The 22,513-nt window shown below is 59.4% G+C and carries 19 protein-coding genes; 10 read left to right on the top strand and 9 right to left on the bottom strand.

Annotated features, from left to right (window positions below):
• Positions 1 to 10 precede the first annotated feature (10 nt).
• The 6 genes from BMX55_RS10645 to BMX55_RS10620 all read right to left on the bottom strand — a co-directional run bounded on the left by BMX55_RS10645 (position 11) and on the right by BMX55_RS10620 (position 5,132).
• The gene (locus tag BMX55_RS10645; RefSeq protein WP_091457219.1) at positions 11 to 1,048 is read right to left on the bottom strand and encodes a zinc ribbon domain-containing protein; all 1,038 of its coding nucleotides are present in this window, start codon (positions 1,046 to 1,048) and stop codon (positions 11 to 13) included.
• A gap of 20 nt (positions 1,049 to 1,068) precedes the next feature.
• A complete protein-coding gene (locus BMX55_RS10640; protein WP_091457216.1) occupies positions 1,069 to 1,875 on the bottom strand; it encodes a DUF2145 domain-containing protein in 807 nt (268 codons plus the stop codon).
• 14 nt (positions 1,876 to 1,889) lie between these two features.
• Complete coding sequence (locus tag BMX55_RS10635) at positions 1,890 to 2,363, bottom strand: hypothetical protein (RefSeq protein ID WP_091457213.1); 474 nt, start codon at positions 2,361 to 2,363, stop codon at positions 1,890 to 1,892.
• A gap of 39 nt (positions 2,364 to 2,402) precedes the next feature.
• The gene (locus BMX55_RS10630) at positions 2,403 to 2,888 is read right to left on the bottom strand and encodes a YiaA/YiaB family inner membrane protein (protein ID WP_091457308.1); all 486 of its coding nucleotides are present in this window, start codon (positions 2,886 to 2,888) and stop codon (positions 2,403 to 2,405) included.
• A 178-nt stretch (positions 2,889 to 3,066) separates the two neighbouring features.
• Complete coding sequence (locus BMX55_RS10625) at positions 3,067 to 4,044, bottom strand: Bug family tripartite tricarboxylate transporter substrate binding protein (protein WP_091457211.1); 978 nt, start codon at positions 4,042 to 4,044, stop codon at positions 3,067 to 3,069.
• A 71-nt stretch (positions 4,045 to 4,115) separates the two neighbouring features.
• Positions 4,116 to 5,132, bottom strand: a complete 1,017-nt coding sequence (locus BMX55_RS10620) for a fumarylacetoacetate hydrolase family protein (RefSeq protein WP_091457208.1) — start codon at positions 5,130 to 5,132, stop codon at positions 4,116 to 4,118.
• 99 nt (positions 5,133 to 5,231) lie between these two features.
• Here BMX55_RS10620 and BMX55_RS10615 point away from each other — a divergent pair, with 99 nt between their 5' ends.
• The 4 genes from BMX55_RS10615 to BMX55_RS10600 all read left to right on the top strand — a co-directional run bounded on the left by BMX55_RS10615 (position 5,232) and on the right by BMX55_RS10600 (position 8,934).
• Complete coding sequence (locus BMX55_RS10615) at positions 5,232 to 6,017, top strand: IclR family transcriptional regulator (RefSeq protein ID WP_091457206.1); 786 nt, start codon at positions 5,232 to 5,234, stop codon at positions 6,015 to 6,017.
• A gap of 11 nt (positions 6,018 to 6,028) precedes the next feature.
• Entirely contained in the window at positions 6,029 to 7,261 is a 1,233-nt protein-coding gene (locus BMX55_RS10610; protein WP_245751386.1) for a DUF3108 domain-containing protein, read from the top strand.
• Between the two features lie 64 nt (positions 7,262 to 7,325).
• Positions 7,326 to 7,631 carry a BTH_I0359 family protein gene (locus BMX55_RS10605; RefSeq protein ID WP_091457303.1) on the top strand — a complete coding sequence of 102 codons (306 nt, stop codon included), beginning with the start codon at positions 7,326 to 7,328 and terminating at the stop codon, positions 7,629 to 7,631.
• 16 nt (positions 7,632 to 7,647) lie between these two features.
• Positions 7,648 to 8,934, top strand: coding sequence for a DUF445 domain-containing protein (locus BMX55_RS10600; protein WP_091457203.1), 1,287 nt, complete (start codon positions 7,648 to 7,650; stop codon positions 8,932 to 8,934).
• A gap of 14 nt (positions 8,935 to 8,948) precedes the next feature.
• On the opposite strand, the gene purU is transcribed toward BMX55_RS10600, so the two are convergent.
• Positions 8,949 to 9,797, bottom strand: a complete 849-nt coding sequence (gene purU / locus BMX55_RS10595; RefSeq protein WP_091457197.1) for a formyltetrahydrofolate deformylase — start codon at positions 9,795 to 9,797, stop codon at positions 8,949 to 8,951.
• Between the two features lie 55 nt (positions 9,798 to 9,852).
• Here purU and BMX55_RS10590 point away from each other — a divergent pair, with 55 nt between their 5' ends.
• Together BMX55_RS10590 and BMX55_RS10585 are read left to right on the top strand one after the other, a co-directional pair.
• Positions 9,853 to 12,555: a sensor domain-containing protein gene (locus tag BMX55_RS10590; RefSeq protein ID WP_091457194.1), complete on the top strand. Its 2,703-nt coding sequence runs from the start codon at positions 9,853 to 9,855 to the stop codon at positions 12,553 to 12,555.
• Positions 12,556 to 12,685: 130 nt separating this feature from the next.
• Positions 12,686 to 15,145: an adenosylcobalamin-dependent ribonucleoside-diphosphate reductase gene (locus tag BMX55_RS10585; protein ID WP_091457190.1), complete on the top strand. Its 2,460-nt coding sequence runs from the start codon at positions 12,686 to 12,688 to the stop codon at positions 15,143 to 15,145.
• An 80-nt stretch (positions 15,146 to 15,225) separates the two neighbouring features.
• Here the strand turns inward: BMX55_RS10585 and htpG are convergent, their stop codons facing one another.
• Entirely contained in the window at positions 15,226 to 17,184 is a 1,959-nt protein-coding gene (gene htpG, locus BMX55_RS10580) for a molecular chaperone HtpG (RefSeq protein ID WP_091457186.1), read from the bottom strand.
• Between the two features lie 160 nt (positions 17,185 to 17,344).
• Here htpG and BMX55_RS10575 point away from each other — a divergent pair, with 160 nt between their 5' ends.
• The 4 genes from BMX55_RS10575 (at position 17,345) to ubiA (ending at position 21,428) form a co-directional block, all read left to right on the top strand.
• Complete coding sequence (locus tag BMX55_RS10575; RefSeq protein WP_091457183.1) at positions 17,345 to 18,310, top strand: LysR substrate-binding domain-containing protein; 966 nt, start codon at positions 17,345 to 17,347, stop codon at positions 18,308 to 18,310.
• A 77-nt stretch (positions 18,311 to 18,387) separates the two neighbouring features.
• Positions 18,388 to 18,888, top strand: coding sequence for a Dps family protein (locus tag BMX55_RS10570; protein ID WP_091457180.1), 501 nt, complete (start codon positions 18,388 to 18,390; stop codon positions 18,886 to 18,888).
• 3 nt (positions 18,889 to 18,891) lie between these two features.
• Positions 18,892 to 20,463 carry a CYTH and CHAD domain-containing protein gene (locus tag BMX55_RS10565; protein ID WP_091457178.1) on the top strand — a complete coding sequence of 524 codons (1,572 nt, stop codon included), beginning with the start codon at positions 18,892 to 18,894 and terminating at the stop codon, positions 20,461 to 20,463.
• Positions 20,464 to 20,555: 92 nt separating this feature from the next.
• Positions 20,556 to 21,428: a 4-hydroxybenzoate octaprenyltransferase gene (ubiA, locus tag BMX55_RS10560; RefSeq protein ID WP_091457175.1), complete on the top strand. Its 873-nt coding sequence runs from the start codon at positions 20,556 to 20,558 to the stop codon at positions 21,426 to 21,428.
• A 9-nt stretch (positions 21,429 to 21,437) separates the two neighbouring features.
• Here ubiA and proC read toward each other — a convergent pair whose 3' ends face one another.
• Entirely contained in the window at positions 21,438 to 22,271 is an 834-nt protein-coding gene (gene proC, locus BMX55_RS10555; RefSeq protein WP_245751385.1) for a pyrroline-5-carboxylate reductase, read from the bottom strand.
• Between the last annotated feature and the right edge of the window lie 242 nt (positions 22,272 to 22,513).

Genomic DNA, 22,513 nt, shown 5'->3' with positions numbered 1-22,513 from the left:
GCTGCCCGGCTTAGGGTCGGGCAGCGGTGCCACAGGCGTGGCAAAACCGGGCAAAGGCACTCTTGCGGGTGCTGCACTGCCCGCAGTGGTCAAATAAGCCAATGCCGCAGTGGGGGCAAAAGTCGATCTGACCGTCTTTGAGGTCAACCGCACGTTCGCAGCCGGGGCAGATGCCTTTGGCCAGCCGGGTTAGGGCAACGTCGTAACTGAGTTCTTCGCGGCGTTGGGCTTCGGGCTGGGCTTCGGCCAGCTTTTGTTGCTCCAGATAGCGGTTGAGAGCCACGATGGCACAGCGCCCCACCAGCACGGTGATGGCAATGCCGACCACATAACGCACGTAACCACCGTAGCTGGGCATGTAGGGCACCAGTTCGACAAAAAAGGCAAACAGGGCAAAGAAGATAAAGCCCCAGACAAACGGCCAGTAGGTGCTTTGGCGTTTGCGTACAAACAGCCAGCCCGCTAGCGCCAACAGGGGCAGGGTGAGGGCCAGTCGGTAGAGAAAGACGCGCAATTCCACCTTGCGCCGCTGGGCGTTGAGTTGTGTGTAGCCTTCGGTTTCTAGGGTGTGCAATTGTTGCCGCGCTGCGGCGGCGGCTTGGCGAGCATCCAGCGCGGCCTGTTGTTGCGCTTCTACGGCCCGTTGCGCTTGGCGTTCGGTTTGTTTGAGCAGGTCAAGGGCTTGGGTGCGTATCAGCACTTCGGGGTCGTGCGCGGCTTGCTGTGTCACGCTGCGTGTGGCTAGCCAGTGTTGCAAGCTCTCGCGGGTGGTTTGTACCTCGCCACGGGCCTTATGGTGTTGTAACTGTGCCTGCTCCAAGGCGCTTTGCGCCTCTTGCTCGGCTTGTTGTGCTGCCTCTACTTGGCCGCGCAGGGCCTTGGCGGCCTCTTTGTCTAAGAAATCATCGAGTTGCAGCGGGGTTTCTACCTTGGGCAAATCGCCCACCACGGTGCCCCCCAGCCCAATCAGGAAGCTGGCAAACACCAGTGAGACCAGCCACAGGCCCCTGCGGAACCATTTTTCAGAAAGGCGCAGTGCTTTGAGCATGGTGTGTTTCCTTTGTCGGTTTATTTTTCGGCCAATGCCACTGGGGCTTGGGCCAGCTGGGCCCGCTGTAGCCAAGCGAGCACGGAGTCGGCAGTGACGGTCTCGATGCGTCCGGCCAGCCGCTGGCGCGAGGGGTGGTCGTCAAAGGCGATATGGGCTGAGGCGGCGCGTGCGCCCATGCGCCGCCAAGCTCCAATGTGCAAGGTGCTGGGGGTGTAGCCTTTGAACTGTAACCATGCTTGGGCCTGATCGCGGGTGCGGATGCTGTGTGGTTCCATCGCGGCAGCCAGTGTCTCGATAGCCCATTGGTTAGATTGCTGGTAACGCTGCCCCCAGACGTAGCTGACGAGGCTATAGGGCTGGTGTTGCATCAGCGTGGCACGGCCATTGTCTTGCAGCAGGGTGTGCAGGGCTTGCTGTACCGCCGGTGTGGGTATGGCCCAAACGGCCTCATAGCGCCAAAGATCATCCAAGAAAAACTCACCTATCCCTTGGCGGTACAGGGTGCCCACGGCGGTGCCGCAACGGTTGAGTTTGTGAACCACCCGCCAAGCCCCCACAGGGCTGCGGTAGGCCCAGCCCAGATGGGAATAGCGCAGGCCATAGGCGGTTAGATCTTGCCCGGCCCGCCCTAGCAGCACCACTTGGGTGCCATTGCGCGTATGTTCTGCCTCCAGCGCCAGTGCAGTGCGTTGTGCCAACGCCATGCTGCGCGTAATGGTTTGTGCGCTGGGGGGCTGGGCGGGTTTGCAGGGGTGCCCCGCATAGGCTTGGGAGGTGGCGGCCAGTACCAGCATGGCGAGGAGGCTGCTCCGATATAGAGGCATGGCAGCATCAATCCTTATAACGGCTCGTTGTAGAGCAGGGCCTTGCCGATGGCGTTCGGTATAAAGGCCAACACCTCGCCCGCCACCGAGAGGATGACCCCGGTGCCAATTACGCTACAGGCCACCGCCTCTCCTACGGTATGGGCGGAGGCCGTTCCTGCCCGCGCGCTGACTTCAATACTGACCCGTGCGCCGTCGGATGCACGTTCTAGGATGTATACCGTGCCCACGGCGGAGGCTTGCACCGCTTGGATGGTGAGAATGGCACCAGCGATTGAGAGCGCTGCTGGCAGCACCACCGAGGCTTCGGCCAGTGCGACACCCGCAGAGGCGGTGCCAACCACCGAGGCCAGTGGCAACAGCGACAGGGCCACCGAGGCTTCACTCTGTGCTTGGGCCGGGCTGGCCGTCCACAGTAGGCCGCAGAAGCTGGCGGCCAGCAGGCAGCGGGCCAACAGAGGACGCAAAAGAGAGGCTGTGGGCATCATGAACAACTCCTGTAGGGGATGAAAAGGGATGCAGGGCACTCAATCGAGCGGCGTGATGTTGATGGCGGCGGCATCGCGGCGGCCTTGCAGGCGGGCTTCACGCAGATTGGCCTCGTGTTGGTCGCGTAGCATCTTGGCCAGCGTGAAGGCGGTGGTGATGAGGTAGAGCCAGCTCACACCCAAAAAGGCTTTGTAGGTATCGTTGATGTTCATGCCCAGTAAGCCCCAGCCAGTGAGCAGCATAGCTACGGCAAAGCCGCCCCAGACGACAAAGCGCCACAAGGGTGTGTCTCCGGCACTGCCTTGGCGGCTGCCTTCGTTGTCGCGGACAAATTTAGACAGGCCAAACACGGCGGTGAGGCAAAACACATAGCCCATCACCATAAAAGCTTGCTCCAGCGGCTCGCCCGGCAGCCAAGCCAAGCCCACGGCACACAGAAAAACGGCAATGCCGAACGAAATCCAGACCTGCAATTGCCAGGCACGGGAATCACGTTGCACAGAAGGGAGGGGAGAGGGGGCCATGCTGGTCTCCGCGAAGGGGTTGAACATGGCGTGATAGTGCCGCTTTGTGCGGCCAGCGTCGATCAATTTGTGGAGTGGTATTGATCTGCTGCGCAGAAAGTATCTTTAAACGATACTTTTCTGCGGTATTACCGATACAAGGCCGAGACAGCGCTACTGCCTCAGCCAGCCTAGCGGCTCAATCGAGCTTGACGCCAGCGGCCTTGATGATCTCGCCCCAGCGCTTGGCTTCGGCGCGTGCCAGCGTACGGAACTGCTCAGGCGTGCCGGGCAAGGCCTCCATGCCAAAGTCTTGCATCCGCTTGACCACAGCGGGATGGCCCAGTGCCTTGTTCAGATCGGCATTGAGGCGCTGCGTGACGTTGGCAGGCAGCCCCTTAGGGCCAAGAATGCCTTGGAAGGCAAACACCTCAGTATTGGGCACCCCCACCTCAGCCAAAGTGGGCAAATCGGGCAGGGCAGGCACCCGTTTGGCGGTGCCAATGGCCAAGGCACGCACTTTGCCCGATTGGATTACCGGCAGCCCCGCAGCCAGATCAAGGAACATGCACGGCACTTGCCCGGCCATCACGTCTTGCAGTGCTGGTGCAGCGCCCCGGTAGGGGATATGCGTGAGGAAGGTCTTGGTGCGGTTTTTGAACATCTCCATCGCCAGATGGTGGGGCGAACCGTTGCCCGGCGAGGCGTAGTTGATTTTGCCCGGATTGGCGCGCACGTAGTCCAAAAACTCCTTCATGGTTTTGGCTTCGAACGAGGGGTGTACCACCAAGGCCAGCGGAAAACGGCTGATGCCGCCGACATAGGTGAAATCTTTTTCTGGGCTGAATGGCAGCTTGCTAAACAGGTGCTCGTTAAAGGCCAGCACAGCGTTGTCTGCCGACATGATGGTGTAGCCATCGGCCTTGGCCGTGGCGACGGCTTGGGCACCGATGTTGGTAGAGGCTCCGGGGCGGTTGTCCACCACGATTTGCTGGCCTAAGGTTTGGCGCATGGCCTCGGCCACGGTGCGCGCCAGCACATCAGTGCCACCACCGGCAGGATAGGGCACTACCCAGCGGATGAGCTGGTTAGGGAAATCAGCTTGGGCTTGCGCCCAAGGAGTGGCGGTGCTGGCTGCGGTGGCGGCCAAAGCGCTCAATAAGGTTCTACGTTGCATTTTTTGTCTCCTGTAATGATCCAAGAATGGCTGCTGGTGTGTGCAAAGCCCACCGCGCCACAGGTTTTGCCCTAAGTCTCTTGTGGGGCGGCAATCGTGAGTTCTAACGCGCCAAATAGGCTGTGGCCGTCTTTGCCCTTCATGTCGGCGCGTACGGTGTCACCGTAACGCAAAAACGGCGTGCGTGTGCGGCCTTGGTGCAGGGTTTCGATGGCCCGCTTATCGGCAATGCTGCAAGCGCCTTGGGGCCAATCATCGGTTTGGCCTTGGGGGTTGCTGGCTCCCGGATGGCTGACAGCACCACTGCCCAGTATGGCCCCAGCTTGCCACGGACGCGTTTTGCAGCCCTGCGCCAGCAATTGGCCAAAGTGAAAGTGCATGCTGGGGCCGGTATCGCACAGGCCCAGCTTGCGGCCATTGCAGGCCAGTTGCAGCGTCAGGTGTACCCGGCCCTCTTGCCAAGCTGGGCCTAGTTCATCGGGGGTGATGGCCACCGGGCTGCATGCGGTGGCCGGGTGGCTGTGCAGGTGGCCTGCGGCTGTATTGGCCTGCTCTAGCTGGCGCAAGACCACATCGCCCGTGAGCATCAATAAACGAATCGCGCCCAAGGCCTGTGCTGGGGTGCTGCCACGGGGTATATCACCGGTGATGGCGGCCAGCCCGGCTGCTAGGTCAATGCCCATAGCCTCGCTGGGCACCACTACCTCGTCACAAGGGCCCAAAAAAGCCGCGCCGCCGCTACCATCATGAAGCTGTGGCTCTGTATAAAAAGAGGCTGGTAGCGGTTGCTGGCGCAGCTGGTATTGACGCTCTGGTGCCGCCAGATAGGCCGTAGCCTGTACGCACTGGTATGCCCTTGGCAGTGGTGCCATGCACTGGCGTGGATCAAACGCAAAAGCATGGGGTGCTTTGCCGGTATTGAGCTGCACATACAGCGCGTGTAATTGGGGGGCGAGAAAATCCCAGTCGTCTAGCACCTGCTGCAAACGGCTGGCGATACCCGTCGCATAATGGGCTAAGCCCAAGTCGCGGGAGACCACCAGCAATTGCCCGTCGCGGGAGCCGTCCCGGTAGGTGGCGAGCTTCATGACAGGTGCTTTCTGGTGCGCAGGATCACGGGCAAACGAGCGTAAATTACGCTTGGGTAAATTGATCTAACTAAACAAAACATCAAAATTCTATTCCACATGGACAAGGAACGCGCTGGCATCCAATCGGTTGAGGTGGGTTTTGCCCTGCTAGAGGCACTGACCCATTCTCTTGGCCCCTTGATGCTCAAAGAACTGGCCGCAGCTGCCAAGATGAGTGCCGCCAAAGCACACCGTTATTTGGTGAGTTTTCAGCGGTTGGGGTTGGTGGTGCAAGATAGCCGCTCGGCCCATTACGACCTTGGCCCCGCTGCGCTGCGCTTGGGGCTGGCTGCGTTGTCACGGTTGGATGCCGTGCGTTTGGCCCGCGAGCGCCTGCCCGCGCTGATGCAAGAGTTACAGCATACGCTGGCGCTGGCAGTTTGGGGCAACCACGGCCCCACCATTGTGCATTGGGAGCCATCGCCACAGGCAGTGGTGGCCAATTTGCGCTTGGGCGATGTGATGCCGCTGCTGTCTTCGGCCACCGGGCGTTGCTTTGCTGCCTATATGCCCGCTGAAGTGGTAGCCCCTTTGCTCCATGCCGAACTGGCCCAAGCAAGCAAAACACGCCACCCCGATGTTCCCACCAGTGTGCAGGCCGTGCAGGCGTTGTGGCAGGAAGTGCGTGAACGTGGTAGCGCCCGCGTGGTCGATACCCTGCTGCCCAGCATTGGGGCCTTTTGTGCGCCGGTGTTGGATGCCAGCGGCCATTTGGTGCTGGGCATGACCACGCTTGGCTCCATTGCCACTTTTGATCCGGCTTGGGGTGGTGCTATTGAGGCTCCCTTGCGTGCGGCAGCGGTGCGCTTGTCCTATGATTTAGGTTATCGCGGCAAACTATGACTGTTTGGAGCATGTTGCGCCCCTCTGTGCTGCGCCACCCGGTGTTGTGGATCACGGTGGCTGTGCTGCTCGCCCACGCCTTGGTGTTGCAGGCCATGCCCTTGGCTGCCGATACCAAGGCGGCAGCGCCGGTGTTGGTGTTTAACACCCGTACTGTGGCGGCCCCTGCGCCCGCAGCAAAAGCCCCTGCACCAGTTGCTGCTGCGGTGCCAGTGGCGGCACCACCGCAGCGCAAGGGGCATTTGGCCCCACCACGCCCCCCTGATGCCCCCGCGCCGTCAGCATCTGAAGGTCGCGCTTTTCCTGCCACCACTGTAGTGGATACGCCTAAAACCGAGATTGGGCTTTCTTTGGCCGCAGAACCGGCTATCCCGTTGGATTTTCCTCTTTCTACACCGGGATCGGATGCTGCTGCCGGGGTGGTGGTTAGCCCTGTGGCACAGCCTGAACCTGTACGGGCTGTGGCTGTCCTGTCGGGGCAGGGCATCGTGCTCGCGGATGTGGCTACCCGTCCACGCCAGCACAGCAGCCGTGAGACTGCGGGCAGCCACTCAGCCAGTGCGCCCCCTGTGCATATTCCGCCGCCGCAGCGGTTGGAGTTTGAGGTGGTGGGGCAAGCAAAAAAGTTCCATTACCGTGCCAACGCTGAACTGCTCTGGCTGCATGATGGCGCGCATTACCAAGCACGGCAAGAAATCAAAGTTTTGTTTTTGGGTTCACGCACGCAAACCAGCCGGGGTGACATTGCCGCTCACGGCTTGCGCCCACTGCACTTTAGTGACCGGTCGCGCGGTGAACAAACGGCCCAGTTTGACTACGCTCAGGGCTTGATCCACTTTAATGGTGATAACCCGCAGGCCCCGCTGCTGCCCGGCACACAAGACCGGCTGAGTATTTTTATCCAGTTGGGGGCCTTGCTGGCTGCAAACCCAGAGCGCTACACCACCGGCACCCGTATTCAGATTGCCACGGCAGGCGGGCGCAGCGCTAGCCCTTGGGCTTTTCGTATTGAAGGCTCTGAAACGTTAGATTTGCCTGTAGGCAGCTTGCCTGCCCTTAAACTGCAACGCCTGCCCCAAGACGCAAATGACAATGAGCAGCGCTCTGAGTTATGGCTGGCACCCAGCCTAGGCTACTTGCCAGCACGCATCCAACTCACGCAAAACAACGGCGATTTTGTGGACTTGCGCCTGAGTGGCCGCTATCCAGCACAAGCTGCCGAGCTTGCGTCAAAAAACCCTTGAACTGTACGCCGCTGCACTAATCTGAGATAGTAAGAATATGCCCCCTACCGACCCGGAGAACGCCATGCAGATGCTCTACGACTCAGAATCCTTTGTGGTGGTTCATATGCTGGCCGACGCTGTGGAGCCTGCCGTCCTGCCCGGCACTGCTGTGGATAGCGGTGCTGCCCCTGTGCCCCGGCTGGCGCGGCATGGTTTTGAGATTGTAGACAAACGCTCAGGCAAAGAGGTCTATCTAGACGGCTCTTGGGCTGAGATGTTTCAGCAGCAAATTTTGGCTTGGCAGCGCAATACCCCCACCCAAGAAGAAGTAGAAGAAGCCCTAGACCGTTACACAGGCCTTGCACAAAACCCGGTGATCGTGCATTGATGCCGTCGTTGTTGGCATGAGCGCACAAGCTGCGGCTTTGCAGCGCGCGAAGCGCCAAGCGCTGGGTTTGTTGTTGCTGGTGACGGCAGTGTTTATTGTGAGCAGTGTGCTGCCGCGTGGCCTGTGGATGGATGCACTACAAGCTACAGCAGAGGCGGCCATGGTTGGGGCGTTGGCCGATTGGTTTGCGGTGCGGGCACTGTTTCACCGGGTGCCCATTCCACTCATCGGGCGGCACACGGCCATCATTCCGCGCAACAAAGACCGCATTGGCGAGAACCTGGCGACTTTTGTGCGCGACCGTTTTCTTGATCCGGCCTCGCTGGTGGGCCTGCTGCGCCGCCATGATCTGGTTGAGCGTATGGCGCAGTGGCTGTTGTTGCCAGACAACGCCCGCCATTTGAGCCAGCAGGTGGTGCGTATGGTGGCCGCAGCGCTGGAGGTGGTGCAAGATCGGCAGGTAGAGCACTTGATCCGCAAAGCGGCGCGGGCCTTGTTGGGGCGCATGGATTTGAGCCAATCTTTGGCCAAGGTGCTAGAGGCCCTGACCTACCAAGGCCGCCACCAAGCCTTGCTTAATGAGGCACTGGCGCAATTGATGAGCGTGCTACAAAACGCGGATACCCGCAGCCTGATAGCCCGCACCATCGTCCACTGGCTGAAAAAAGAGCACCCGCTCAAAGAAAAAATGTTGCCCACCGACTGGCTCAGTGACCAAGGTGCAGTGATGGTAGCCAATGCGTTGGAAGGGTTGCTGGCCGAAGTAGCACACAACCCACAGCACCAACTGCGCGATAAGTTTGATGCCGCCGTGCAACTGTTTATTACCCGGCTGCAAAATGATCCGGTGTGGGCACAAAAAGGCGAGCAGGTGCGCCGCTACTTGCAAACCAATCCTACCTTGGGCCACTATGTACAAGAACTCTGGCAGGGCTTGCGCACCAGCCTGCAACGTGATTTAGCCAATGAACAATCGGCCCTAGCGCGCCATGTGCGCAGCATGGGTTTGTGGCTGGGCCAAGCGCTGGCGCAAGACGCTGCCCTGCGCCAAGCCCTGAACGAGCGGCTACAGCAATGGGCGCAGGCCCTAGCGCCGGAGGTGTCGCAGTTTGTGGCGCAGCACATCCAAGACACCGTGCAGCGCTGGGATGCCCAAGATATGGCACACCTGATTGAGCTGAACATCGGCAAAGACCTGCAATACATCCGTATCAATGGCACCATCGTTGGCGGCCTGATTGGGCTGGTCTTGTTTGGCCTGTCCCATGCCCCGGCTATTTGGCTGGCGCTGGCAGCGCCATAGATGCCTGCCCGCCCTTAGCGAAAAATCACTGTTTTGTGACCATTGAGCAGCACGCGGTGCTCGCTGTGCCACTTCACTGCCCGTGCCAGCACCTGGCTTTCGGTGTCGCGGCCACGTGCTGTCAGTGTTTCCACGGTGTCCGTATGGTCAGCACGTGTAACATCTTGTTCGATAATCGGGCCTTCGTCCAGATCAGCCGTCACATAATGGGCCGTCGCACCAATCAGCTTGACACCCCGGTCGTGGGCCTGATAGTAGGGTTTGGCTCCTTTGAAGCTGGGCAAAAAGCTGTGGTGAATGTTGATGGCACGGCCTGCCAGCTTGGTACAAAAATCATCCGACAGCACCTGCATGTAGCGTGCGAGCACCACCAGCTCGGCCCCCTCGGCCTGGATGATTTCGTACTGCCGAGCCTCGGCCTGGGCTTTGGTAGCAGCAGTAACTGGAATATGGTGGAAAGGAACGTTGTAGCTGGCGGCAAGTTGGTAGAAGTCGCGGTGGTTGCTGATGATGGCGCGGATATCAATGGGCAACAGCCCCGATTTCCAGCGAAACAGCAAATCGTTAAGGCAGTGGCCTTCGCGGCTGACCAAAAGTGCCGTGGGCATGGGTTGCGCTGTGGCGTGCAGGCCCCAGTGCATTTGGTGCGCTTGGGCAAAGCTGGCCATGTGCTCGGACAAGGTGGCATGGTCATGCTGGGCACAGGCAAACTGCACCCGCATAAAAAACAGGCCAGTGGCAGAGTCGTTGTACTGGGCCGCTTCTTCGATGTTGCCACCGTGCTCGAGCAAAAAGCCCGAAACAGCATGTACTAGCCCCAATCGGTCGGGGCATGAAAGAGTGAGAACGTAGGCTTGGGTCATAGCGACACGATTGTCGCAGCATGGCCCGGTAAACAAGGGCGCAATGGGATGATTGATGAACAAAAGCCGTGAATCTGGAGGCAAAAGAGCAGTGCATGGTCTGCTGCTGTACTTTGCTGTGGGCGCTGGCTGGGTGCTGGGCATCAACCATTTTTTGGTCAGCTGGGCCACTGATCCTGAACAAAGTGCCCTCTACAATATCTTGGCCGACAGTGTGTACGTTTTGGTGACTGGGGGCGTTACTTGGTGGTTGTTGCGGCGCAGCGACCGTGCCCGCACACGCGCTTTTCGGCGCACGGCGCTGATTTTGGACCATGCCCCGGTGGGCATTGTGCGCGCCGATAGCAATGGCCAAATCTTGTGGGCCAACGAGCGCATGTCCGAGTTGACCGGCATGTCTTTAGAAGGGTTGTGTCAGCACCAGTTTCGCGCCGTAGTGCAACCGCCCGATACCCACTGGAGCGAGCGCCAGCGCGAGCGCCTGCTGGCTGGCGAGATTGACCACTACCGGGGCGAGCGCCAGTGCCGTCGGTTTGACACTGGGGCCATCATTCCGGTGGTATGTACGGTCACCTTGGTGCCACGCGCTGCCGCAGAGCCTGCCCACCTAATTTGTGTGGTGCAAGACATCAGTGATGCCCATGCAGCACGGGCTGCCCTAGAGCGCAGTGAAGCCCGCCTGCACTTGGCTTTGGAGGGGAGTGGCAGTGGTCTGTGGGACTGGGATTTGCGTGCCGGTCAGGGTACGGTCTCCCTCAGTTTAGAGCGCCTGTTGCGCTACCAAGGCAGCCATTTTGTGCAAGATTTTCACTTGCGCACCCGCCTGCACCGGCAAGAGCGCAAGCAGGTGCTGGCCGCTGTGCGCTTGGCCATTGCCACGGGCCAGCCGTTTCAGCAAAACCTGCGTTTGCGTTGTTTTGATGGCGTCGAACACCATTTTATGGTGCGTGGTCAACGCCACCTTGACGCCGCAGGTCAGCCTGAGCGCTTTTCCGGCATCCTCACTGATCTGAGTACTGTCCATGCCGCCCAAGAGCGCCAGCGTCTGGCCTCTACTGTGGTGGACAACACCCAAGAGGGGGTGGTGGTCACAGATGCACAAAACCGGATTTTGTCTGTCAATGCAGCTTTTACACGGGTGCTGGGTTATACCGAAGACGAGCTGCTGGGCAAAACCCCACGCGAATTCAAATCAGATCGCCACGACCAAGATTTTTACCAGACCATGTGGAACACCATGCACCGCACGGGCCACTGGCAAGGGGAAATCTGGAATCGACGCAAAAATGGTGAGATCTTTCCAGAGCACATGTCTTTAAGTGCCGTGCGCGATGAGACCGGAAAAATCAGCCATTACGTCTGTATTTTTTCTGACATCTCCGAAGCCAAGGCGCAGCAAGAGCGCCTTGAATACCTTGCCCACCGCGACGCCCTGACCGGCCTGTCCAACCGTGTCTGGTTTGGTCAGCAACTCGAAGGTGCCGTCACGCAAGCCCAAGCCAGCGGCGAGCACCTGGCCGTCTTGCTCATCAACCTCGACCGCTTCAAGGATGTCAACGACAGCTATGGTCACGGCGTGGGCGACAAAGTGCTGCAACATTTGGCGCAGCAAGTGCGTGCCGCCCTGCGCCCCGGCGATTTGCTGGGGCGGTTGGCTGGTGATGAGTTGGCCGTGGTAGCACGTAATATGCGCCATGCCGATGGTGCCGCAGCCGTGGCCCGGCACCTGCTCGCAGCCGTGAGCCAGCCTTGGTACTCCCCACAGGGGTTAGAGGTGGTGGTGGGGGCCAGTGTCGGTATCTGTTTGTTCCCGCAACATGCCAACAGTGCCGAGTTATTGTTGCAAGGTGCCCATGCCGCCGTTTACGGTGCCAAAGCACGGGGCAGGGGTGCTTTGTGCTTTTTTGCCGAAGAGATGACTACTGCCGCCCGCGAGCGCTTAGAGCTAGAGTCGCGCTTGCGCCAAGCGCTGGCCCAAGAGCAATTGCAACTGCACTACCAGCCACAAGCAGACATTGCCACGGGCCGCATCATTGGTGCCGAAGCCTTGCTGCGCTGGAACGATCCGCAAGAAGGTGCCATCTCTCCAGCCCGCTTTATTCCGGTGGCTGAGTCTTCTGGGCTGATCGGGCCATTGGGCGAGTGGGTGTTGCGCCAAGTTTGCCAGCAAGGGCAGCGCTGGTTAGATGCCGGTTTGCCCGCCATCACCTTGGCGGTGAATGTTTCACCCCGGCAGTTTCAGCTCACCGATTTGGTGGCATCTACCCGCACAGCGCTGGCCGAGACGGGTTTTCCGGCCAGCCAATTGGAGCTGGAAATTACCGAAAGTGCCTTGGCTGAACGCTTTGAAGAAGTGCTCAAGGTGCTGGAGGGCTTGCAGGGTTTGGGTTTGCACTTGGCAGTCGATGATTTTGGCACTGGCTACTCTTCCTTGGCCCATCTCAAGCGCTTTCCGATTGACGTGCTCAAAATCGACCAGAGCTTTATCCGTGACATTCCCCACCATTGTGATGACATGGCTATCAGTGCTGCCATCATTGCGATGGGGCACAGCATGGCGCTCAAAGTGCTGGCCGAAGGCGTCGAGACGCAGGAACAACTGGCTTTTCTGGTGGAGCGCGGCTGCGACAGTTACCAAGGCTATTTGCTCAGTCGTCCGCTACCAGCGGCAGACTTTGCCCTGCTGCTGCAAAAGCAGGCTTTGGCCGCTGCGGCAGCGCCAACCACTGCCGACGTGGGTTTTGTTGCAATGGGATAATCCAAGTCTCTTTATTTGTCCGTGGGTCTTGCTGCCCATGTCGGACGGACGTGGCTCGCGCCACGAAAAAAACACGCCCTTCTAGCCTTCTGCCTTCTCAAATGGAGGCCACAACTTTTCAGGATTCCCCATGAAACGCGAAAACCTCGGCCGCGCGCAGGACGTTACGGCTACCCAGCCCATTAGTCTGGACGTGCTCAAGGAAAAATACCTCAAGGCCGGGGAGACCAGCGCCGAAGACCTGTTTCGCCGCGTGGCCCGTTCTTTGGCCAGCGTCGAAAAGCCGGAGCTGCGCGAACAATACGAAGCCCTGTTTTTGGCGAACCTGCACGCTGGTGCCATTGGGGCCGGGCGCATCATGAGTGCAGCGGGCACCGACATCCAAGCCACCCTTATCAATTGCTTTGTCCAGCCAGTGGGCGACTGCATCCAAGGCATGGACGATGAAGGCTTTCCCGGTATTTACGAAGCCCTGCGCGAAGCCGCCGAAACCATGCGCCGGGGCGGTGGTGTCGGCTACGATTTCTCGCGCATCCGCCCGCGTGGTGCAGAAGTCAAGGGCACGCACTCTATGGCGTCTGGCCCGTGCAGCTACATCAATGTTTTTGACCAGTCCTGCTCCACGGTAGAGAGCGCTGGTGCGCGCCGAGGCGCGCAAATGGGTGTGTTGCGTATCGACCACCCCGATGTGTTCGATTTTATTACCGCCAAGCGCACGCCGGGGCGCTGGAACAACTTTAATGTCTCGGTCGGCGTCAGTGATGCCTTTATTGAGGCGGTGCAGAACGACCAGCCTTGGGAGCTGGTACACAAGGCCTCCCCCGGTGTCACGGCGCTGGCCGAAGGTGCTTACCAGCGCGACGATAGCTTGTGGGTTTACCAAACCGTGCAGGCCCGCGATTTGTGGGACACCATCATGAAGTCGGCCTATGACTTTGCCGAGCCGGGCATCTTGTTCTTAGACCACATCAATACCGACAACAACCTGCACTATTGCGAAACCATTGCCGCCACCAACCCGTGCGGTGAGCAGCCCTTGCCGTCTTATGGCTGCTGCGATCTCGGCCCCATCATCCTGACCCATTTTGTGCGCAGCCCGTTTGGCTTTGATGGCGCTCCGAGCTTTGATTTTGATGCCTTTGAGAAGTCGGTGGCTCTGCAAGTGCGGGCGCTGGACAATGTGCTGGACGTGACTTTCTGGCCCCTGCCCCAGCAGCGGGACGAAGCCCACGCCAAGCGGCGCATTGGTGTCGGCTTTACCGGCATGGGTAACACGTTGGCCATGCTGTGCCTGCGCTACGACGCTCCAGAGGGCCGGGCGATGGCAGCGCAAATTGCCGAACGCATGCGCAATGCCGCCTATGCTGCCTCGGTGGCGCTGGCACGCGAAAAAGGCGTGTTTCCCCAGTTCAATGCCGAGGGTTATTTGGCCCCCGGCACCTTTGCCAGCCGCCTGCCCGCCGCGCTGCAAAAAGACATCCGCAAACACGGCATCCGCAACAGCCACTTGCTGTCGATTGCGCCCACCGGCACCGTCAGCTTGGCTTTTGCCGACAACGCCTCTAACGGGATCGAACCGCCGTTTTCTTGGATGTACAAGCGCAAAAAGCGCGAAGCCGACGGCAGCACCTTGGAATATGCGGTAGAAGACCACGCTTGGCGCTTGTACCGCGAGTTGGGCGGTGACGTGAACAAGCTGCCAGAGTATTTTGTCTCGGCGCTAGAGATGTCGGCGGGCGACCACATCGCCATGATGGAGGCAGTGCAGCCCTTTGTGGATACGGCCATTTCCAAAACGGTCAACATTCCCGCTGACTATCCTTACGATGACTTCAAGGGCCTGTACCTGCAAGCATGGCGTGCCCGCCTGAAAGGGTTGGCTACCTATCGTCCGAACAACATCCTGGGTTCGGTGCTAGAGGTACACAGCACCACAGCCCCCACCAGCAGCGGCGCGGCCAGTGCTGCCACTGAGACCAACACCGCTTCGATTGATCCGATGCGCACGGTGATCGAAAGCCGCCCTAAGGGTGCCCTGTCTGCTGTGGCAGAAAAGGTCGAATACTGGACGCAAGAAGGCAAAAAGCGCCTCTATCTGGTGGTGTCGTTCCTGCCTGTGCCCAATGCCGAAGGCACCGGCACGGTAGACCGGGCCATTGAGTTTTTTATGCCCGTAGGCCAGAGCAGCGAATCGCAACAGTGGATGACTTCCAGTATGCGCCTGCTCTCGTTGGCAGCCCGTGGGGGCTTTTTGGAGCGCGCCCTGAGCGATATGCGCAAGGTGGTGTGGGATCGTGGCCCGGTGCGCTTGGGTACACACCAAAAGGCCGATGGCACGCAAGTGCCGATGTGGCACGACTCCGAAGTGGCCGCCGTGGCCTACGCTATCCAGAACATTCTGGCCCGCCGCGCTAAGCTGCGCCAGCAAGGGGCCGCGACTTTGCCCCAAGCCGAACCGGCGGCTTTGGCACCAGCAGCACCGCCGGTGATGGCAGGCAAAAAATGCGGTGAATGCGGTGCCCATGCCGTCATCCGTAAAGATGGCTGTGACTACTGTACCCAGTGTGGCCACCTAGGCACCTGCGGTTAAAAAAACCAAGCGCCCATCAAAAAACCGGCTTAAAGCCGGTTTTTTTGCAAGCCCGGTAGGTTCACCGGGCGGCAAGGTATTTACACCAGCAGGGCGTTGACCCGCTTGACGTAGGCGGCGGGGTCTTCGGGCAGACCACCTTCGGCCAGCAGGGCTTGGTCAAACAGAATGTGCGCCAAGTCGTGGAAATGCACGCTACCGTCGAGCTTCTTCACCAGTGGGTGCTCAGGGTTGACTTCCAGCACTGGCTTGGAATCAGGCGCTTGCTGGCCAGCCTGTTTCAGCATGCGCGCCAGTTGCGTGCTCATACCATCGTCTTGCACCACCAAGCAGGCGGGCGAATCCACCAAGCGCATGGTCACGCGCACGTCTTCGGCCTTGTCTTTCAGGGCTTCTTTGAGCTTGGCTAGCACGGGCTTGAAGGCTTCGGCGGCTTCTTCAGCAGCTTTTTTCTCGGTTTCGTCTTGCAACTTGCCCAGATCGACCGCGCCCTTGGCCACGCTTTGCAGCGGTGTGCCATCAAACTCTTGCAGGTAGTTCAGCGCCCATTCGTCCACACGATCCACCATCAACAAAACTTCAATGCCCTTTTTCTTGAACACTTCGAGTTGTGGGCTGTTTTTGGCGGCAGCCAAGTTGTCAGCGGTGATGTAGTAGATGGCGTCTTGGCCCTCTTTCATGCGCGCCTTGTAGTCGGCCAAGCTGACGCTGGCGGTGTCGCTGCTGGTGCTGGCAAAGCGCAGCAGCTTGGCAATGCGTTCTTTGTTGCCAAAGTCTTCGCCCAGACCTTCTTTGAGCACGGCACCAAATTCGGCGTAGAACTTGCTGTACTTGCCCTCTTTGGCCTTGTCATCGGCATCGACCACGTCGGTCACGCCATCGGCACCTTCGGCGGCGGTGTGCTTATCGTGCTTGGCCAAGTCTTCGAGCATGGACAGCACGCGCTTGGTGCTGCCTTCGCGGATGGCGCGCACATCGCGGCTTTCTTGCAGCAGTTCGCGGCTCACGTTCAGTGGCAGATCAGCCGAGTCGATCACACCTTTCACAAAGCGCAGGTAAGTGGGCAGCAGGGCCTCGGCTTCGTCCATGATAAAGACGCGCTTGACGTAGAGCTTGACGCCTGCCTTTTTGTCGCGGTTCCACAGGTCAAATGGGGCCTTGGCCGGGATGTAGAGCAGTTGCGTGTATTCGGTGTTGCCTTCCACGCGGTTGTGGCTCCACGTCAGCGGCGCTTCAAAATCGTGGCTGATGGCCTTGTAGAACTCGGCGTATTGCTCGTCGGTGACTTCCTTTTTCGGGCGTGTCCATAGGGCGCTGGCCTTGTTCACGGTTTCCCAGTCGCCGGTTTTAACCATGCCGCCGGGTTGGTCGTTCTCGCCCTCTTTCCACTCTTCCTTTTCCATCACGATGGGCAGGCTGATGTGGTCAGAGTATTTGTTGATGATGGATTTGAGTTTCCAAGCGTTCAGGTACTCTTCCGCTTCGGCGCGCAGATGCAAAATCACGCTGGTGCCGCGTTGGGCGCGGGTGATGGCCTCCACCTCAAAATCGCCGGTGCCACCGCTGATCCAGCGCACGCCCTCTTCAGCGGGCACACCAGCCCGGCGCGATTCCACGGTGATTTTGTCGGCCACGATAAAGCCGGAGTAAAAGCCTACGCCAAATTGGCCGATCAGTTGGCCTTGCTCTTTGGCGTCGGCCTTTTTGTCGGCCTCTAGGCGGCTCATAAAGTCTTTGGTGCCGCTCTTGGCAATGGTGCCCAGGTGGTCAATGGCCTCTTGCGCGCTCATGCCGATACCGTTGTCGGTGATGGTCAGCGTTTTGGCGTCTTTGTCAAAAGCCACGCGCACTTCCAGATTGGGCGCGTCTTCGTACAGGGCGTTGTTGTTCAGGGCTTCAAAGCGCAGTTTGTCGCAGGCATCCGAGGCGTTAGAGACCAGCTCGCGCAGAAAAATTTCTTGGTTCGAATACAGCGAGTGTGTGACCAAATGCAACAGTTGGGCCACTTCGGCCTGAAAGTGCAGGGTTTGTTTGCTCATAGGGTTTTTCTCTCAAAGACCAAAATACAACTTGCAGAAACATACGCCCCCGCCTGATAGGCCGGTGGGGTGCGCCAGCAGCGGTGCAGTTGTGGGCGCTGACTGGGGTTTCAAGCCTCAGGGGCGCAAAATATGGCATATCCACCGCACAATAGATGCTATGACCCTGACTGAACTCAAATACATCGTTGCTGTTGCGCGCGAAAAGCACTTCGGCAAGGCAGCAGATGCCTGTTACGTTTCCCAGCCCACGCTGTCGGTAGCTGTGAAAAAACTAGAGGAGGAGCTGGACGTCAAACTGTTCGAGCGCAGCGTGGGCGAAGTGGCCGTCACGCAGCTGGGCGAGGAAATTGTGCGTCAAGCCCAAAGCGTGCTAGAGCAGGCCGCCGCCATCAAAGAGATTGCAAAGCGCGGCAAAGACCCACTGGCCGGTGCTCTCACGCTGGGTGTGATCTACACCATTGGCCCCTACCTACTGCCGGAATTGGTGCGCCGCTCTATTGAGCGCACGTCCCAAATGCCCTTGCTACTGCAAGAGAACTTTACTGTGCGCCTGCTGGAAATGCTGCGCACCGGTGAGATCGACTGTGCTATTTTGGCCGAACCGTTTCCAGACACCGGGCTGGCCATGGCCCCCCTGTACGACGAGCCTTTTATGGCCGCCGTGCCCAGCACCCACCCACTGGCCAGTGTCAAAAGCGTCACTGCCGAAGACTTGCGCAACGAAACCATGCTGCTATTGGGCGCAGGCCACTGCTTTCGTGACCATGTGCTGGAAGTGTGTCCAGAATTTGCACGCTTTTCTAGCAATGCCGAAGGCATTCGCAAGTCGTTTGAAGGCTCCTCGCTCGAAACCATCAAGCACATGGTGGCCGCTGGCATGGGCGTGACGCTGGTGCCTCGCATGTCGGTGCCGCGCGATGCACTGATTAACACCGTGCGCCGACGCAAAAGCGATGAAACCTACATTCGCTATCTGCCTGTGCAAGAGAGCGACGGCAGCGCGCCGCCGATGCGCCGCGTCGTATTGGTGTGGCGGCGCAGTTTTACCCGCTACGAAGCCATTGCCGCCTTGCGCAATGCCATCTACGCGTGCGAGTTGCCCGGCGTGCAGCGGCTGTCCTAATGGCTATTTAGTAAAAACCCCCATTCACACGCTGGCTACGCTACATTGGAAGCCTGTCCTTTTTCAGGAGAAGCATCATGGCTAAAAATCCCAAAACCACTGCCCCGGCCATCCACATTGGCATCAGCGACAAAGACCGCGCTGCCATTGCCCAAGGACTGTCGCATTTATTGGCTGATACCTATACGCTTTACCTGACCACGCACAACTTCCATTGGAACGTGACTGGCCCCATGTTCAATACCCTGCACACCATGTTCATGGTGCAGTACACCGAACTGTGGAATGCCGTCGATCCCATTGCCGAGCGTATCCGCGCCCTGGGCCATCCAGCCCCCGGCTCTTACGCTGAGTTTGGCAAGCTGGCTAGTGTGCCTGATGCCCCCACCAAGCCGCCCAAGGCGCTAGAGATGGTGCGCATTTTGGTTGAGGGCCATGAGGCCGTGGCCCGCACCGCACGGGCTCTGTTTGCAGTGGTGGATAAAGCCAGCGATGAGCCTACGGCAGATTTGCTCACCCAGCGCCTGACCGTGCATGAGCAAACCGCTTGGATGTTGCGCTCGCTGCTGGAAGACTGAGCGATGGCCCGCCGCTCCAGTACTGTGTCTGCCAGCGCAGCACCCACCGAAATCGAGATCAAGCTGGCCCTGCCCGGTGCCGATCCGCAGGCGGTGGCGGCGGCATTGGCTGCCAGTCCGGTGCTGGCGCGGCGCAAGGCGCAGCACCAGACGGTGTTCAGCCAGTATTTTGATACCCCTGACCAAGCGTTGCGCCGTCAGCGCGTCGCTTTGCGTCTGCGCCGCTTGGGCAGCGTAGAGCAGCCGCAGTGGCTCCAAACCCTCAAAACGGCAGGCCAAGGCGATTCCGCCTTGAGCGTGCGCGGCGAGTGGGAAATGCCCGTGCCTGGCCCAGCGCTGGCGCTGGCGCTGCTGCAAGATTCGCCGTGGCCGCACATGGATGCCAATGGCGCCCTGTCGGCGGCTTTGCAGCCTTGTTTTGTCACTGAATTTGAGCGCACCACATGGCTGGTGCGCCAGCGCGATGGTAGCCAGATCGAGGTGGCGCTCGACATTGGCACCATCACAGCTGCTGGCCGCAGTTGGCCGCTGTGTGAGCTAGAGTTGGAATTGCTGGCCGGGCCACCGGTAGCCCTGTTGGCTTTGGCGGGCCGGATTGCGCGCACGGTAGCCGTGTTGCCGCTGGCCGCCAGCAAGGCCGAGCGAGGCTTTGCCTTGCAGCAATCGGCCACCGTGGCCCCCGTGCTGGCTCAGCCACCCAAAATCAGTGATACCGATCCGCTGCGCACTATCGCCCGGCGTGTGCTGGGCGAGGCATTTTTGCAGTTCACGGCCAACCTCTACCGCTTGCAAACCAGCGATGCCCCTGAGCTGATCCACCAAGCGCGGGTCGGCTGGCGGCGTTTTCGCAGTGTATGGCGTATGTTGCGTCCTTTGCTGCCGCGGGTGGAATTGCCACCGCTGCAAGCTCTACGGCCCCTGTTAGACGGCCTAGGGGCCTTGCGCGATTTGGATGTGGCCCGCACCGATACTCTGCCGCCCTTGGCGCAAGCCTATATCCGCTATAGCCAGCACGAGGCAGGGATTGCTGCCGACATCGCCCAGCAGTGGCAGCAGTTGCATACCGCCCTGAGCCAAGCTGCCAGCCAAGAGCGCGCTGCTGTGCGTGCTGCTTTAACACAGCCTGCCGTAGGCGCTGCTTTGCTGGCGCTGTCGCATTGGCTCGAAATGTTAGATGGGCCATTGGCTGCCACGGTGTCCCCCTTGTCGGCTAAAGCGCAAGGGCGTAATATTCAAAGCTTGCGCCGCCGTGCCCTGCGCTTGGCCAAACGGTTGGATTGCACCCTGCACCAGTGCCAGCACGACCACTCCCCTGAGGGCACAGAGCGTCAGCACCAAGTGCGTATTCTGGCCAAGTGTTTGCGCTACAGCGTGCAAGCGTTGGCACCAGTGCTGCCCAAGCGCTTACAACAGCATCATCGCACCGCCCAGCAATTGCAAGAGCGCTTGGGTGCAGCCCGCGATTTGCTCCAAGCATGCCATTTGGTGGCCCGTTGGGGCGGTAGCCCCTTATGGCGGGCCTTTTTGCAGGGTGTGGCCGCAGCGCGGGCGCTGGACGATTTGCCACCGCCCTGATTGGTATCGTTCATGTTTTTGCCCACCCAGAGGCTAGGCCTTGGGAATGGTGGGCATTTCTGTTTCTTTTTATCTGTTGTTCTCCGTTGCCCATGTCCACCGCCAGTCGCAGCCGCCTGTCCCTGTATCTTGACCTCATCCGCTGGAATCGCCCTGCTGGCTGGCTGGTGTTGATCTGGCCCACCCTCAGTGCCCTGTGGCTGGCCGCTGGCGGTTTTCCGGGCTGGCATTTGTTGGCGGTGTTTGTGCTGGGCACCATCCTGATGCGCAGCGCTGGTTGTTGCATCAATGATGTGGCTGACCGGCACTTTGATCGCCATGTCAAGCGCACAGCGCAGCGCCCCATTACCTCAGGCCAAGTATCAGTGCGCGAGGCCATTGCCGTGGGCGTGGTGCTCAGTGTGCTGGCGCTGGCGTTGGTGCTGACCACCAACGTAGCCGCCGTTGCTTGGTCGGTGCCCGCTTTGTTGGTGACGGTGCTTTACCCGTTCACCAAGCGTTTTTTGGCTATGCCCCAAGCGGTTCTTGGCATTGCTTTCAATTTTGGCATTGTGATTGCCTTTGCGGCAGTGCAAAGCAGCGTGCCGGAGTGGGCTTGGCTATTGTGGTTGGGCAATCTGTTTTGGGTGCTGGCTTACGATACTGAATACGCGATGGTAGACCGGGACGACGATCTGAAAATTGGCATCCAAACCTCCGCCATCACCCTAGGCCGTTGGGATGTGGCGGCCATTGTGTTGTTTTATCTGCTCTTTTTGGGCCTGTGGTGGTTGGCATTGCCACCACAGGCTTTGGGCACAGCCTTTGACGTCGCGTTGGCCGTTGCGTTGGCCCAAGTGCTTTGGCATTGGCAGTTGATCCATACCCGTACGCGTGAGGGTTGCTTTCACGCCTTTCGGGTCAACCATTGGCTGGGGTTCACCCTCTTTGTCGGTATTGTCGCCAGCAACCTGATGCGGCCCTGAGGGGCATCATCAATCCCCACAGGCATCGCCCAGTTCGTGGGCGCGTGCCTGTGCTGCGCGCAGGGCAGCGATAAAGTGCCGATCCAACTCGGCACCGCGCATGGATTCCAACGCTGCATAGGTCGTTCCTCCCTTGGATGTCACCCGTTCGCGCAGCACAGCAGGCGACTCGTGCGAGCGCCGTGCCAATTCTGAGGCTCCAGCAAAGGTTGAAATCGCCAGTTGTTCCGACTGTTCTGCGCTCAGGCCCATGTCTACACCGGCCTGTACCATCGCTTCTAAAAAATAAAACACATACGCCGGGCCAGAGCCAGACAGGGCGGTGACAGCATCCAACTGTGCTTCTTCTTGCACCCACAAATGCTCGCCCGTCGAGGCCATCACCAGCTCGACCAACTGCCGCTGTGCTGCTGTCACTGCTGGGCGAGCATACAAACCACTGATGCCCTGACCAATCAATGCTGGAGTGTTGGGCATGGCGCGCACTACCTGCTCACTGCCCAGCCAGCGTGCAATGCTGCTGCTACGGATGCCAGCGGCCACACTCAGATGCAAGGCGTGGCGTGTATGGCCTTCGGTAGCCAAGGCGGCCTCTTTAAAATTTTGTGGCTTGATGGCCCACACCACCACCTCGGCACGTTCTAGCTTGGGGCCTGCACTGGCTTGGGCTACCACACCAAATTGCTGTTGCAGTGCGGCACGGGCCTGCTCCCAAGGCTCGACTACCTCAATCTGGCTGATGGGCAAGCCTTGGTGGATCAGCCCCCCCAAAATGGCACTGGCCATGTTGCCTCCACCAATGAAGGCGATTTCTGGAAAACGAGTAGCAGCGGGTGCGGACATGAAGGAAGTCTCCATCGTTACAGGTAAAGAATCGCATGGTAGCTGCTTGCTCAGCGCAGTTAGCAGTCTTTTTGGTGCAACAAATGCTGCGTAGGCATTGACACCCCGGATTTTTTTTGAAACAATCGCGGGCTTCGCTGTCAAAAAGCGAAGTTTCTGCCCCACAAGAAGCGCTGCAAATGGTTTGCGCCGCTGACGACGGGCCCAAGACTGACTGGCTGGTTGGCAGCGCTTGAGAGTTT

The organism is Giesbergeria anulus, from assembly GCF_900111115.1.
In the GTDB taxonomy this organism is placed as follows: domain Bacteria; phylum Pseudomonadota; class Gammaproteobacteria; order Burkholderiales; family Burkholderiaceae_C; genus Simplicispira; species Simplicispira anulus.
Note: the sequence above shows the minus strand (reverse complement) of the source record. Positions and strands in the feature narration are given on the sequence as shown.